Origin of the sequence: Solibacillus sp. FSL K6-4121 (assembly GCF_038002585.1) — a bacterium.
Classification (GTDB): domain Bacteria; phylum Bacillota; class Bacilli; order Bacillales_A; family Planococcaceae; genus Solibacillus; species Solibacillus faecavium.
Genome location: NZ_JBBOCS010000001.1, coordinates 1 through 14,096 on the forward strand (window position 1 = coordinate 1; position 14,096 = coordinate 14,096).

Here is a 14,096-nt window from a genome sequence, read left to right on the forward strand (position 1 = left end):
TCCTTGTGGTCCTGTTTCTCCCTGTGGTCCTGCTGGTCCTTGGGGTCCTGTTTCTCCCTGTGGTCCTTGTGGTCCTGCTGGTCCAGGGGGTCCTTGTCGGCCAGTTCTTCCTGGTGGTCCCGCTGGTCCTGCTGGTCCTACTGGTCCCGGGGGTCCTGCTGGTCCAGGAGGTCCTGGCAATCCTCTTCTACCTCTTCTACAGCATCTTTGCTTACACGGTTCTTTACATTTACCAGAGCAATCTGAATCTGAATGTTTTTTTCTATCCATACTTTTCCCCCCCTTCTATTCGTATTCAACTACAATTTATTCTCGCTAAACATTTCGAGTTGTACTTTTGATTAGGTAATACATAATTTCTAACAATCTCCCAAAAATCCACGAATATTGCTAACTCAATGTTTCGTGACATGCTTTAATAATTATTTATAGATTTTAGGCAAACAGCAGGATAAACACTTCTATACAATTAGCCAAAAAAAAACTGTGAGGTAATTTCTCCTCACAGCTTTCAAAATAACGATAATTACTATTCTGACTAACAAATGAAAACAGCTTCCACCTTTCCTCACTATCGAAAAGTCTCACCGATCGTCAATGATTTCAGTTCCACATCTTCCAAACCCGCGCGCTGCCAATGAAAATGTAACCGGTCAATCGCCTCTTTTGGTGTTTCATCTGCCAGCATATACGCACCGTAATGCATCGGGATAAATACCTTCGCTCCCACATCGCAAAACGCTTGAATTGCTTCTTCCGGGGTAACATGGGATGCATGCATAAACCATTCCGGCTCGTATGCACCAATTGGCATTAGTGCTGTATGGATGTGGAAACGTTCGCCGATTTCTTTGAAGCCTCTAAAATATCCACTATCTCCGGCGTAATAAATACTTTGCGAATCCGATGCCGTTTGTAATACAAATCCGCCCCAATGTGATGTATTCGTGTCCCAAAGCAAGCGTCTTGTCCAATGCTTGGCAGGAACGAAATGAATTTCAAGTGGGCCTACTTCATGCTTGTCGTACCATGATAGCTCGATAAAATGGTGGAGCTTGTGGCGTTTCATTAAATAGCCGAGACCTTCTGGAATGACAAATAATACGTTTGGGTTTTGTTTCTTCAGCTTTTTTAACGTTGGGATGTGCAAGTGATCGTAATGTGCGTGCGAAATGAGGATGATATCAATATCCGGTAATTCTTCTAACTGCAAGCCTGGCTCTGTTAGACGTTTCGCTATTCCCATTCGCTTCGCCCAAACCGGGTCTGTTAAAATATTCAGTCCTTCTTTTTGAATCAAAAAAGTCGAATGGCCAATCCAAGTAATCGACTGCTCTGAGCGGTTACTCTTTAAATAAGCAATTTGTTTTTCTTCACATTGCGGGACTTTATAATCGACGACTTTTTTTGGCTTTGACCGCTGCCATTTCAGGACGTCTTTAAAAGTTCCTAGTTGATCATCTTGGTCTAAATTTGAAAAGCGTTTTTTCACTGCAGCCCTCCTAGTTCTTTAAAAAGCGTTGATTTTCCTCTTTTGGTGACATTACAAACATTGCATATATGTAAAAAGAAAAACTAACAAAGATCCCGATGACAGTAATGGAATTTGATACCGGCATACTTGTTATACCGCTAATAATATTTAATGTGAAAAACAATAAAATACCGAATAACGTAACAGTCATCACTTTATTTTTTCTTTTCAACTGTTGCCGAAACAGCGGACTTCCCCCACTATTTTCGCTACTCTTTGTATCATCAATTTGTTTTAATAAAGCATAAATCAAACCTGAAATGATGAAAAAAACTACTGCATATCCTATAATGTCATCCATTGTATTTCCCCCGTTTACCTGCTGACTTTATGAGTAAAATTCTCTTAATTTTTCCGGCAAGGTTTTATTCATAATGAAGCCTGCTAAAGCTAATCCCATCAAAATTATCGCAATCTCCAAAACATTTACTAGCCAAGCTATTTGTACAGTATCCGTAAAATTGGAGCCACCAATAATGACAATCACAGCTGCAGCCCATGCAACTAAAAATCCTCCACTAAACTGAACCCATTCTTTTTTTGAAAGCTGTTTAAAAAGGCTTCTGTTTTTATAAAATTTCATGATCAAAAATATCCAAAGTAATCCACTCATTATCAATCCAAACATTTACAATCCCTCACTTTAACTAGTTCGTGTAACTTAACAACTGGTATACCTCGGCTCTTAAAATAACGGTAGGAATTCCGCTTATTTTGAATTACACCAGGAAATTAGCCAAAATAGACGGAGAAATTCCGCTTATTTACCGAATAAGCAATTCAATTATGGTTATTCCGAGGTGATAAGCGGAAAACTAACCCTTATTTTACCCCCGAACAGCGGTCATGTAGCAAATAGACGGAAATTCTCCGCTTATTTTCCTACCTGTAGTTGCTCATCAATTCATATGTAATATCCGCATCCTTATACCTCTCCTGAAAGCGCTCAAGTTCTTCCTTATCATAGAAGAATGCAATTTCTCGATTATTTTCTATAGCTTTTGCCACTTTCTCATAAGCTGCTTGATCCGATGCAAAATATGTCGGCATCGTTGTTGATATTCGATCATAGCATACTTTACCTAACTCTAGGGACCGTTTCGGATTCACTTTGTACCATCCTTTAAATACATATTCGAATCCGCCAAACTCACTACGGACATGGGCAAATAATGCAAGTTCCTGTCTCAGCTCATACAAACGTTTCTTCATATAGGAAGCATTTACTTCCGCATCAGTATGATACTCGGTGAAATATTGTTCATTCGCGCTTAACTCATTATCCCAATTCGCATTCGGATAAAACTTTAACGCTTTAATATCGATGGCATCCTGAAATTTGTGCTTGGCTCCGCTACCTTGCAACCCTTTATAGCCGGCTCCAAAACAATTACAGCAATCTTTTACCATTTTGAATGCAACATGTTCAGTCGCATCAAGATACCCTCTTTGTACATAGGTCATTGGATTGTACTCCTGCTCAACATCCCACACCTGATAATCTATACGGTCAAACTGCTGACGAAGCGCTAAAACTATCTCATCAATCTTTTCATTCATTTCCTGCAAATCATTTGTCACCTTTATACGAAAGACTTCACATTCAATCGCTTGTACGATATCGTGTTGACGCATCGTATCACTCAGCACCATTTCATCTGATAAATGATATGGCTCATCTATTTCTACAATCGTATTAATTTGTGGAAAATAAATGTCGGCAAGCGCATATTTTTTGGTTGCCACATCACGGACAATGTATTGCTGGGTGATCATCTTCACATCCGAATTATTCAGCAAATGCCAAATTCGAGACACCACATAATTTTCATCATTTTTCTTATTAGTTTTCGATAATTGTTTTTTTATAAAATTATATTTCTTCATTTTTAGCTCCTGCAATGATGTGACTTCGGGTGGAAATAACGGTAGGAATTCCGCTTATTTTGAATCACACCGGAAAATCAGCCAAAATAGACGGAGAAATTCCGCTTATTTATCGAAAAAGCAGTTACAATTAGGTTTTTCCGAGGTGATAAGCGGAAAACTTACCCTTATTTTACCCCCGAACAGCGGTCATCTAGCAAATAGAAGGAATTTCTCCGCTTATTTTCCTAGCTCAATGAGAGGAATTTACTTCCTAGCTCGCCCCGAAAGTTTTTACCCTGTTGCGTCCTTTTTCCTTTGCAGCATACAAAGCTTTATCCGCTTTATGCAGTAGCTGATGCAGCGTTTCCTCTGTCCAATCCTTTACTTCCGCAACGCCAATGCTTAACGTTACAGAAAGCTTTCCTTCTGGAGTCATAAGCTGCTCCATTTCCAACGTTTCACAAAGTCGCTTGCCTAATGCTTCGCCCTCTGCTTCATTGTATTCCTTCAATGCAATGACGAATTCCTCTCCGCCATAACGGGCAAAGACATGTTCTTCCTGCAATTGTGATTGGCAAAGCTTTACTACGTGCACGATTACTTGGTCACCGATATGATGCCCATACGTATCATTCACCCGTTTAAAATGATCGATATCTATTAATAGTATCGTAAATGGTGAGGACGTTTCTTTTGCTGCCATGAAATCCTGCTCGCATTTCTGTAAAAAGGCGCGTCGATTATAAATCTGTGTAAGCTCATCATAATAAGCCTGCTGCTCTAGTTTTTCTTGTAACGTTTTTATTTCCGTTATATCCGTAAATACTAACAATAGACCTTTGCTATTTTTTTCCTGTTCTAATGATGTAATGCGAACGTGATACATTCGCTCTGAATCATTCGTCGTAAGTTTAAATTCTTGAATGTCCACAATATCGGCACCTAATTGGAATGGCAAGGCCTCTCCTGTTTGCTCCGTCCATATCTCCGCAAAGTTCTTACCGAGCATGGATTTATCCGTTAGTGGAAGTATTGCTCTGCAAGCTTGATTGTACTCAATTAGCCGGTGAGATTTATCCAATACAAGCGCACAATCATTAATACTATTAAATATCGTGTCTTTTGCAATTGGCATGATGGTAAACAGCCGCGATGTGCTAATAGACCATAAATAGAGCACAGAAGAAATCCATAAAATCATTGGTACCGGATCAATTCCTACAGGTGTGAAACCTATCAAATAGAGAAACGCCGTTATCATAGGAAGAAGTTGACCGAACATTAACGCTATAAGCTGTGGGCGATATCCCTTAGCTGTTTCTTTCCAGCGAGAAATTAATAGGATAAAGGCTACTAACATGCAGGCAAATGTGAACATACCATGTACCATATACCAAATACCAATCTCCTGGTAAACGTAAGGGGCACCTAAATTCGGGTCTAGTTCAAATACCCGATAATGAAGAAGGTGCCAGTTATTCGTCGCTACCATTATTACAGTAGTGAACGGAATAACAAGAAGAAGGATAGCTCTTTTTAACGTAACCTTAATGCCCAAATAAACCATAATAAACAATAACCCTAAAGGTGGAGACAAGGTCATCCCGATGTATAAGATGATATTCCAAAAAGTTATTTGTTCAAGCGTTGTGGATATTAAGCACAACGCGGAAGCAAAACAATAGATGCCTATTGTTGCTGTATAAAAAATAAAGTAATTTGAGATATTCGTATATTTATAACGATTCTTAAATGTATACAGGCATAAGAACAAATTCAGTATTCCAGAAGTACAAACAAGTGTAATATACATTGTTAATTGCGAAGCCACTTTTGGTTTCCCTCTCTTAGTTAACACTTTTTATTTTAAATGTAGCATATTGGAAGGACAAAATCACATAAGGGATTATAACTACAACCTTCAATTAAAAGATTTATATAATACACTCCCCTTCTTTTGAAATGAACATTTTACATATATTTCAATCATTTCAAGCAAAATACTTTCGAATTAGCACTAATTTACTATATAATGAGGTTTCCTAGATAATAGGCAATTAATATCTTTATAAGGGGGTTTCTAAGGAGTGTTCTTTTCTCCGGGCGTTAACGTAAGTACGCAAATGCTAAATGAAAAATCTGTGCTGGCTGCAATGGAAGCAAATTTAGCAATGATTGAGTTCAATTTAAACAGAAAAGTAATTTGGGTAAATGAAAATTTTTCTGAAACATTAGGCTATACAGTTAACGAAATGAAAAATATGCAGCATGAGCAGTTTTGTACGACGGAGTTTAGGAACAGTAAAGAATATAAAGAATTATGGAGTAATCTTAGTAAAGGGGTAAAGTTTCAATCAAAGATTCCTCGGGTCACTAAATTAGGCAATATCATTTGGTTGGAGGCTACCTATATTCCCATTCTAAATCAGGATGGTAAAGTAGAAGCCGTTCTTAAAATAGCGACGAATATTAACGAGCGTGAAAATACTACCAATAAAATTACTGCAGAATTAAAGGAAATGCCCATCGAATTAGTAAATCTCGTCGTTGAAAATTCTAATAAAAAAATACAGGCAGTAGAATCATTAAAGGATCACATTGATTTAATCACGGAAATCACTAAAACGATTCGCAATATTTCCAGACAAACGAATGTGCTAGCGTTAAATGCAGCAATTGAGGCTGCCCGTGTAGGAGAACAAGGTCGAGGATTCAAAGTAGTAGCCGAAGAAGTGAGAAGATTGGCTGGTAATGTTGATGATGCCATTAAAAATGTCAATCTGAATGTTGAAACCATTTTAAAAGACGTAGGAAATGTCAGCAAAATTACAGACGATTTACAAAAAATCGTCCTAGAAACTCAATCAAAGTTTACTAAGACGATCGCAGAATTTGAAAGTGTTATGAAATAAAATATTTGTTTACTACATAAGGGCACAATTCTTCATAAGGAATTGGGCTTTTTTGATTTTATACAGTAGTTCCTTCTATATCTGCCTTCAACTCTTGAAACCATTGTAAGTTCACTACATGGTGAGCACGGGAATTTTCATTCATGCGACGAAAATAATCAATTTCCCCTGGTAACTCTTGAGTCATTGCCAAGTAATCATTGAGCAGCGCAATTCGGTCTTTTGTTTGATCAATTTGTGATTGGATTAAATCTAGTAATTTATTTTTATCAAATTCATCTGCAAAAAGTAATGCCCCATAGAATTGTAAATTAACATACTCAGATTTAGTCCCATATTTGGTCATTAGTTTATTAAACTCTTCTATTCCTAAAGAGGTAATTATAAAGCTGTTAATTTCACGACCATTAGTTGGACGCTGCTTGGTTTGTTCAATCAAACCTTTTTCTTCAAGTTGCTGCAAATTATAATAAAATGACCCTTTTGTAAAGTTAACGATATATTTATAATGTCGTTTTTCCATTAAACTTAATAGTTCGTATCCATGAGCACCAGGATTTTGAATAAGTAAGCCAAGGATCAGTAAGGGAATCATCGCTGCATCACCTTCGCCATTTGTGCTTCAAATTCCTCGTATGTGATTTTACCTTGAGCCAAATTCATACTGTGAATATAAATTTGTTCCGTTTTCGAATAGTTATTGTTTATTTTTAGTGCTTGATTTTCATCCGAAAGAGGCTCTAAAACATGACATTTTTTCGAATATGCTTCGAAATAGCGATAACCGAATTTTCGTTGGGAAACGGCATTTAGATGGATTCCATCCGGATTGGCAGTTAGCCCTTTTGCCGTTACAAAGTAGCAATTTTCCTGTTCGTATGCGAATCGACGTAGCAGTTCATTAATTTCCTGAAACTCTGGTGAGTACTTGCCGAAACCTGTTTTCCCTAGAAAATCACCAAGCTCCCCTATGATTAGCGGGATATTTTGGAGGTTTAATTCTTTTCGTAAAGTTTCAATAATGAGCGATAACTTTTCGTAATATGTTTCATGTAGCGAATGATTGCTATCCGTTTCACCTTGATGCCAAAGTATGCCACAAATTTCACTCGTTTCAAGGGCAAATCGAGCTTCACACAATGCATGTTGAAAAAGAGTGCCTTGCGGGTGCCAATCGTTTAAGGAGCTCCCACCTTCGGCACAAGGAATCAATCCAATCTCGTCTTCCGGATTGGCTTTCGATAATGCCTCTGCAAAAGATGCTGCTAAACTTACACCAGCAACAGGGCGGTCATAATTAATCGGCTCCGTCATCATTTGCCACTGACCGTTGCGAAGCATTTTTATTTTTTCATTATAAATAGGCTCTACTTCATGCAAGAATCCACGCCCTGCCATATTGGATTGCCCTAACATTAAAAAAGATTTTATCATTTAATTTTCACCCTCTACATAATAGTCTAATTAGACTTCAATATTATAGAGTCTAATTAGACTATCGTCAAATCACTATTGCTGAGTGATATTTCGAATTTTGAATATATAACGGAATTGAATGGATATTTTTAGTATCCTTAAGATGGGGGTGAAATTTATCTATGATAATATTTCTAATAATTAGCCTTTATTTAATGCCTGTTTTAGCTATTATATTTTGTGTTAATTTAGTAATTATAATCAAAAAAGTTAAAGAAGACTTACCTACTACTTTCAATGCATTTTTATTAACAGCGTCATTTGTTTTAATTGTATGGAGTATTGCGGTATCATCTTTTGTTAACTAACAATGTGGAGGTTAAAATGAAATTCTTCAGAAAGATGGCTAAGGGTGAGCAGAATAATTGGAGAAAAGGAGCCATCCTCGGTTTTTATACTTATATGCTGCTATTATTTATAAATTATGTTTCCTCACTAATATTTGAAAGTGAGCCTCTTACTTCCGGCATCATCTTTTGGACTGGATTGTTAGTAGCTTTTGGGTACGAGTTTATCCTTAATTATAGTTCTAGAATGAAAGCAAAAAAATATTAAACGGATTAATCCAACTTAAAATTACGGTTTTGTATAAAGAAGCTAGAGATAGCGCCGATTATTATGGAAATTACAATTTTGATAAGGTAATTGTTTGTAAGTCCTTCCATAACGTATCCTTTAAATTTTTGTAGTTCTGTTGCTTCTGGCATCCAATCAATAACATACCCAATTCCTAACATTGTAGGAAGGCTAATCAATAGATAGATAACGATAGAACTAAGAAGAAACGTCTTGATACCCAAAGTATTGAACCTCCATTCCTCTAAACATTTCAAAGCACCCAATTTGTTAGACACATCTAACAAGGAGGTGCCGTTTGTTTTCACTAATTAAAAATATAAAAAGTATGTTAAAGAACCTACTAACAACATATACACACTATTTCTAATCCAAATGATTTTTTTACTTATCCCTGCTTTTTTTTCTAAGTAAATAATATAGTTAAATGTAAGTACAAATCCAAAAATTATGATTAAATATCCTTTAGGTTCATTTACAACAATATACCTCATTGTAGCCAAGGCAATGAGTGTGAAGCTGATTGTGACCGAAATCATATAAAAATAGAGAACTTGCTTATCTTTTTTCAAGACCATACCTCCATAACCGTAGCCTATGCTGATTATGGAGGAGAAAGACACTCAGACCTATTTTTCTGTTATGTACAACCGCATATAAAGATAATCATCCTCTATATCGTCTGATGATTCAAAGCCGATGTTGCTCCAAAATTTTTGTGCAGTGATATTTTCTAGGTTAACTGGTGCGGAAATCCTACGTGCTTTGAATTCTTTACATAAATATTCAATACAAAGCTTGGCCGCTGCTGATCCATAGCCCTTTCTTTGAAACCGGCTATCTATCATAAAATTGATGATTTGGGGGTTATTTTCGCCAATATACATTGAAACAAAACCTACCATCACATTATCGGCATAAATTGCAAAAGGTCGTGAATCCTCATAATATACCCACGCTTCGGCTAATGACCCTGCTACAGAATCTACAAAATCCACATTGGTATCAATTGTACGCAAATTTAAACATTCTTCGTAATTGTCGCTATTAATTTTTCTTAATTGTAGCAAATCAATACCTCCTTCCCATCAAGCTCTGAGCATGTTATCTTTTTCATTATTATTATTTTGAAATGCTGTTGCACTGAACCCCCGTGAGTTACGTAAGAAATACTGCAATAGAAATAAGAAATAGAACCACTGCTAAAAGAAGGAGAACAAATGGCTTTCTTTTATCTTCTTCATTATTAGCTTTCTTAATCTTCTTTCTGTAATCGATCCAACTGCTAATTAATACAATCGTCACTATAATTACATATGGAAGTTCTTCCAAATTGCCCCCTACCCCTCTTAAAATATCTTGAGTCGTTACTTTCCTATACTAAAGAAATTACATCATATTCGGAATAAACACGTTCATAAAAAAGAAGTAACCTAATGCACCAACGATTAAGCCTAGAAGGATGATTACAATAGATAATTTTTTTGATCTCACACTATTCACCTCACCTAAATTTTAAAAAGTTCATGTGTAAAATTATACCATTTAAAGACTGCAAGCTGTTATACTTAAACGTACGGATTTGAGCAGTTTAACAGTTTTAGTGGCTCTCATTTAGGTTGCGAACTAATATTATTCTTCTTGAAAGGTGCTGTAAATGGCGATCATACTGTCAATTAATCTAATATATGCAGTTTTAATTTGGATCTTTTTCAAGCCAGAAAAAAGTTTAGTGTGGCTAAAACGGGAGAAGTACAAAGAAGAACATCACGTAACTGAAGGCGCAATACGTTATACAAAATGGGGAGCCTTAATCGGTATTCTAATGTTAACGCTCATAATTGTTGTTATTTTTATACTTACAAAAATAGAAATAGCTTAAGGGAGGTTTGTTTGTTGTTAAATAGTTTAATTAATCGATTTGGGCTGCAGGTGCAATCTGTTAGTGATGTAGAAAATTCTCATAGTTCTACCGTCTATAAATGCACGTTATTAAATGGGGAAAATGTTTTTTTGAAAATCCCTTATACGAAATTAAAATGGCAGCGTGAATTAGAAGCTTATGAGGTTTTGAAAGGGCGTGTTGCTATTCCGGAAATGTTGGATTACTGGTCTGGTGATGATGCCTGTCCCGGTGCTTTTTTATTGTCTGAATTAAAAGGAAAACCGTTAACAACAGATGTTTCACCAATCGTAGCATTTCAAGTCGGGGTCCTTCAAGCTACTATGCATACGGTTCGTCCGCCAGAGGGGAAATTGTTAACCGGTATACAAAATGAATTTCCAAACTGGTCTCATTTTATTGAAAAGCAATTTTATAGCTTTGCTGAGGATGTAATCACTGTTGTGGACGAACATTTGTACAGGAAAGCCATTGAAAAGTTTGAAGAAATGAAACAGCAGCTTCCTCCTCACGATGGACCGAGCTTTGTACATATGGATTTCCGACCGGCCAATATTATTATAGACGGTGATCAAGTTTCAGGCATGATTGATTTTGAAAGTGTCCGATTCGGTTCAACAGAAATAGACTTCACCAAAATGAACCGTGATTTTTTACGCTTCAACCCGGAATTCTATGAGGCATTTCAAGAAGGCTATAAAAGTATTAGGCCGCTCATTGATTTAGAGACTGTGTTACCGTTTTATTCATTTATAGATGCGTTCAATAGTATTGGATGGTCTAAGCGTCGTGGAATTGAGAAAAACGCTTTGTTTTTAGAAGAAAATTTAGCTAAATTAAAGACTTTTGTAATGTAAAAAACATAGTGCCAAGCATATTCGCTTGGCACTACCGCTTATTCATCAACTCAATTTGTTCTGCTATGTCTTGTGCGGATAATTCATTTTCATATTGCAGCCACCACATAATGACCCCGATAATCGATGCTGTTTTTACATCGCGATCTATGTAAAAATCTCGCTTCGGCTTCATCGGATTGCGTCGCCGCGCCGTAATCAGCTCTTTAAATAATTCAAATAAATGGCGTTTAACTGCCTCTTGTTGCGAAAGCGCGGTAATCATCCCCCACTGGATTTTCAAATAATGGAGTAAATCGACGACTTGCTCTTGTCTTGAACTATTTCTTTCGTGCATCAGCGTACTTATTTTGACAGTTAACTGCTGTAAAATTTCATCCGTCATTTGCACTTGCAAGTCTTCAAGATCCTTGTAATGTAAATAAAATGTCGTCCGATTCAGCTTGGCATGCTTCGTTACCTTTTGTACGGATAATTGATGCAACTGATTCCCTTCCAGCAATAGCTCCATTAGTGCGTCCTTTAATAATTGTTGTGTTCGTAAAACACGCGGATCTTCATATTGCACTGCTTCTCCTCCAATTTTTATCGACAGTTTATTCCGTTGTGTCTACTACTATACATTTTGTCTATGATTGTTCATGGTCAATTTGTTATACACCTTGTTATGATATTTTATAGACATTGTGTCTATAATATAATTGGTTAGGAGACTTTACGCAATTATGCAAAACGAAATATCACCTAAAACGAAAAAGCTGCTTGTGATTATTTTAATTGTCGGCTGCTTTTTCTCTACATTAAACCAAACGTTACTAAATGTCGCACTCAGTGAATTGATGCAGATTTTTAGTGTTACGCCCGCAACGATTCAATGGTTAGCAACAGGTTTCATGCTTGTAAATGGTGTACTTGTACCCATCACAGCTTATTTAATGAAGCGTTTTTCAACACGAAAAATGTTCATTAGCTCTATGTTCTTTTTACTTATAGGATCTATTGTTGCTGCTTGTGCACCAAACTTCGGAACGTTATTAGCAGGGCGCATGATTCAGGCAGCAGGGGCAGGTATTATTTTACCGCTTATGATGACGGTTATTGTTTATTTATATCCGGCTGAGCAACGCGGTGCGATTATGGGGAAAATGGGTTTTGCGATCATTTTTGCGCCAGCGATCGCACCAACTGTCGGTGGCTTTATTCTTGAGTATGTTTCTTGGCGTTATTTGTTCATCATGATGATTCCTATTTCAGCTGCTATTATTTTGTTGGCATTGAAATACATGATTAACATTGAAGAGGGCTCAAAAGTATTACTTGATTTTAAAAGTGTCATCTATTCAACGATTGGCTTCGGTGCCGTACTTTATGGATTCAGTAGTGCCGGCAGTCGAGGGTGGGGCGACTGGCTCGTGCTCACGATGATTTTAATCGGGGTACTAGGCATTTATTTATTTAGTCGCAGAATGCTCGCCTCGAAGGAGCCATTACTAAACTTACGCGTGTTCTCGTACAAAATGTTTACGATGACAAGTATTATTAATATTGCGATTACAGTACTTATGTACGCGGATTTAATTTTACTGCCGATTTATTTACAAGATGGGCTTGGCTTTAATCCGTTTATAGCGGGACTAATTTTACTGCCGGCAGCGATTATCAATGCATTCTTATCACCTGTTACAGGTAAATTATTCGACCGCTTTGGGGCAAAACCGCTCTTTATCATCGGGACCGTACTCATTGCCTTGTCGATGGTTCTTGTCATTGATTTAACTACTACGATGTCGGTGACGTATATCGTGATGCGTACCATCCTTTTACGTGTCGGGTTAGCTTTCATTACGATGCCGCTTAATACTGCTGCATTAAATGCATTACCAAAAGAGCTTGCTTCCCATGGTTCGGCTGTTAATAACACAGTCCGTCAATTAGCTGGTGCCATTGGAACAGCGATTATCGTAACCATTTACACAATACAGTTAACTAACGTATCACTTGCTACTAATGAAGGTTTTGCTACGGCAGCAGGCAACACCTATATATGGATGCTAGGCCTTGCAGTCATCGCAATTGTTCTTACATTCTTTGTACCATCTAAAACTGTAGAAAAGAAGGTCTAACCATTCTATAAAGAGGGCGGACAGAACCAAAAGCGCAAAATTGATTTCCATTCCGGGGACGCTTTCCACGGGCGTGGCCTGAGCTGTAGTCTCAGGCGTCACGCTATTCCCGTAGGAGTCGCCCCTCCATTCCAATCAATTTTATAGAGTATCAGTTTCTTAATAAGGGTTTTCTCCGTATCCATTTAAATTTCTAGTTCTGCCCAACCTCTTGCTTCTTATCATTTTAAATCCTGAATAATCCATTGTGCGGCCTCTTTTAAATTTGGATACACCGCATCTGCTAATGGGTCGTGCTTACCAATAAAAACAGTTCTTGTGCCTGCTTTTTTACCTGCCTGAATATCCGTATCCGTATCTCCAACCATATAGGATTGTTCAAGATCAATTTTGAACTTTTTTCCTAAATCTACAATCATTTTGCTATTTGGTTTTCTACATTTACACCCAGCCTTTGGTTTATGTGGACAATAGGCAACCTCATGAATCGTTGCTCCCTTTTTCGCCAATTCAGCTACCATATGGTCATGAATTTTATGTAACTGCTTTTCCTTCATAAAGCCTAATCCGATTCCACCTTGATTTGTTACGACAAACACATAATCAAAATACTCATTTAAAGTTTTAATTGCTTCTTCTACACCAGGTAAAAAATAAAATTGCTTCGGTTCATTTACAAATTTCACTCGATGTGTCAGAACCTCATTTATTACACCGTCTCGATCTAAAAAAACTGCCCTTTTCAATCCAATCACACCTTTAAGTTTTAATCTTAGTATGTTATAAATCATCGGCTTTACGCAGGGGTATTTTAGATAACCCACAATTTAGTGAAACTATCTATTT

At 37.1% G+C, this 14,096-nt stretch carries 17 protein-coding genes; 5 read left to right on the forward strand and 12 right to left on the reverse strand.

All coding sequences use genetic code 11. The annotated features are described in order from the left end of the window. The 6 genes from MHH95_RS00005 to MHH95_RS00030 all read right to left on the reverse strand — a co-directional run. Positions 1 to 270: hypothetical protein (locus tag MHH95_RS00005; protein ID WP_340725930.1), on the reverse strand; the 270-nt coding region annotated here is incomplete at its 3' end. 301 nt (positions 271 to 571) lie between these two features. Beyond that, positions 572 to 1,492 (reverse strand): MBL fold metallo-hydrolase, encoded by a 921-nt coding sequence (locus tag MHH95_RS00010; protein WP_340725931.1) that lies wholly within the window; start codon positions 1,490 to 1,492, stop codon positions 572 to 574. A gap of 10 nt (positions 1,493 to 1,502) precedes the next feature. Continuing rightward, the gene (locus MHH95_RS00015) at positions 1,503 to 1,835 is read right to left on the reverse strand and encodes a 4-aminobutyrate aminotransferase (protein ID WP_340725932.1); all 333 of its coding nucleotides are present in this window, start codon (positions 1,833 to 1,835) and stop codon (positions 1,503 to 1,505) included. 27 nt (positions 1,836 to 1,862) lie between these two features. Continuing rightward, positions 1,863 to 2,147 (reverse strand): hypothetical protein, encoded by a 285-nt coding sequence (locus MHH95_RS00020; RefSeq protein WP_340725933.1) that lies wholly within the window; start codon positions 2,145 to 2,147, stop codon positions 1,863 to 1,865. A gap of 269 nt (positions 2,148 to 2,416) precedes the next feature. Next, positions 2,417 to 3,421, reverse strand: coding sequence for an AbaSI family restriction endonuclease (locus tag MHH95_RS00025; protein ID WP_340725934.1), 1,005 nt, complete (start codon positions 3,419 to 3,421; stop codon positions 2,417 to 2,419). A 253-nt stretch (positions 3,422 to 3,674) separates the two neighbouring features. After that, positions 3,675 to 5,216 (reverse strand): histidine kinase N-terminal 7TM domain-containing diguanylate cyclase, encoded by a 1,542-nt coding sequence (locus tag MHH95_RS00030; protein ID WP_340727279.1) that lies wholly within the window; start codon positions 5,214 to 5,216, stop codon positions 3,675 to 3,677. A 310-nt stretch (positions 5,217 to 5,526) separates the two neighbouring features. On the opposite strand from MHH95_RS00030, the gene MHH95_RS00035 reads away from it, so the two are divergent. Then, positions 5,527 to 6,315 carry a methyl-accepting chemotaxis protein gene (locus MHH95_RS00035; protein WP_340727280.1) on the forward strand — a complete coding sequence of 263 codons (789 nt, stop codon included), beginning with the start codon at positions 5,527 to 5,529 and terminating at the stop codon, positions 6,313 to 6,315. 58 nt (positions 6,316 to 6,373) lie between these two features. On the opposite strand, the gene MHH95_RS00040 is transcribed toward MHH95_RS00035, so the two are convergent. Next, positions 6,374 to 6,910 (reverse strand): PadR family transcriptional regulator, encoded by a 537-nt coding sequence (locus MHH95_RS00040; RefSeq protein ID WP_340725935.1) that lies wholly within the window; start codon positions 6,908 to 6,910, stop codon positions 6,374 to 6,376. Continuing rightward, on the reverse strand, positions 6,907 to 7,749 hold the full coding sequence (locus MHH95_RS00045) for a sialate O-acetylesterase (protein WP_340725936.1): 843 nt from the start codon (positions 7,747 to 7,749) through the stop codon (positions 6,907 to 6,909). The genes MHH95_RS00040 and MHH95_RS00045 overlap by 4 nt, the downstream gene beginning before the upstream one ends. A gap of 366 nt (positions 7,750 to 8,115) precedes the next feature. Here MHH95_RS00045 and MHH95_RS00050 point away from each other — a divergent pair, with 366 nt between their 5' ends. Further along, on the forward strand, positions 8,116 to 8,346 hold the full coding sequence (locus MHH95_RS00050) for a hypothetical protein (RefSeq protein WP_340725937.1): 231 nt from the start codon (positions 8,116 to 8,118) through the stop codon (positions 8,344 to 8,346). 332 nt (positions 8,347 to 8,678) lie between these two features. On the opposite strand, the gene MHH95_RS00055 is transcribed toward MHH95_RS00050, so the two are convergent. Both MHH95_RS00055 and MHH95_RS00060 read right to left on the reverse strand, forming a co-directional pair. Next, entirely contained in the window at positions 8,679 to 8,939 is a 261-nt protein-coding gene (locus tag MHH95_RS00055) for a hypothetical protein (RefSeq protein WP_340725938.1), read from the reverse strand. Positions 8,940 to 8,996: 57 nt separating this feature from the next. Beyond that, positions 8,997 to 9,437, reverse strand: a complete 441-nt coding sequence (locus MHH95_RS00060) for a GNAT family N-acetyltransferase (protein ID WP_340725939.1) — start codon at positions 9,435 to 9,437, stop codon at positions 8,997 to 8,999. Between the two features lie 587 nt (positions 9,438 to 10,024). Here MHH95_RS00060 and MHH95_RS00065 point away from each other — a divergent pair. Beyond that, positions 10,025 to 10,249: a hypothetical protein gene (locus tag MHH95_RS00065; RefSeq protein WP_340725940.1), complete on the forward strand. Its 225-nt coding sequence runs from the start codon at positions 10,025 to 10,027 to the stop codon at positions 10,247 to 10,249. 14 nt (positions 10,250 to 10,263) lie between these two features. Then, positions 10,264 to 11,127, forward strand: coding sequence for a phosphotransferase family protein (locus MHH95_RS00070; protein WP_340725941.1), 864 nt, complete (start codon positions 10,264 to 10,266; stop codon positions 11,125 to 11,127). A gap of 31 nt (positions 11,128 to 11,158) precedes the next feature. Here the strand turns inward: MHH95_RS00070 and MHH95_RS00075 are convergent, their stop codons facing one another. Beyond that, positions 11,159 to 11,695, reverse strand: coding sequence for a TetR/AcrR family transcriptional regulator (locus MHH95_RS00075; protein ID WP_340725942.1), 537 nt, complete (start codon positions 11,693 to 11,695; stop codon positions 11,159 to 11,161). A 157-nt stretch (positions 11,696 to 11,852) separates the two neighbouring features. Here MHH95_RS00075 and MHH95_RS00080 point away from each other — a divergent pair, with 157 nt between their 5' ends. Then, a complete protein-coding gene (locus MHH95_RS00080; protein WP_340725943.1) occupies positions 11,853 to 13,250 on the forward strand; it encodes a DHA2 family efflux MFS transporter permease subunit in 1,398 nt (465 codons plus the stop codon). Between the two features lie 221 nt (positions 13,251 to 13,471). Here MHH95_RS00080 and MHH95_RS00085 read toward each other — a convergent pair whose 3' ends face one another. Beyond that, positions 13,472 to 13,996 (reverse strand): D-glycero-alpha-D-manno-heptose-1,7-bisphosphate 7-phosphatase, encoded by a 525-nt coding sequence (locus MHH95_RS00085; RefSeq protein WP_340725944.1) that lies wholly within the window; start codon positions 13,994 to 13,996, stop codon positions 13,472 to 13,474. Positions 13,997 to 14,096 lie beyond the last annotated feature (100 nt).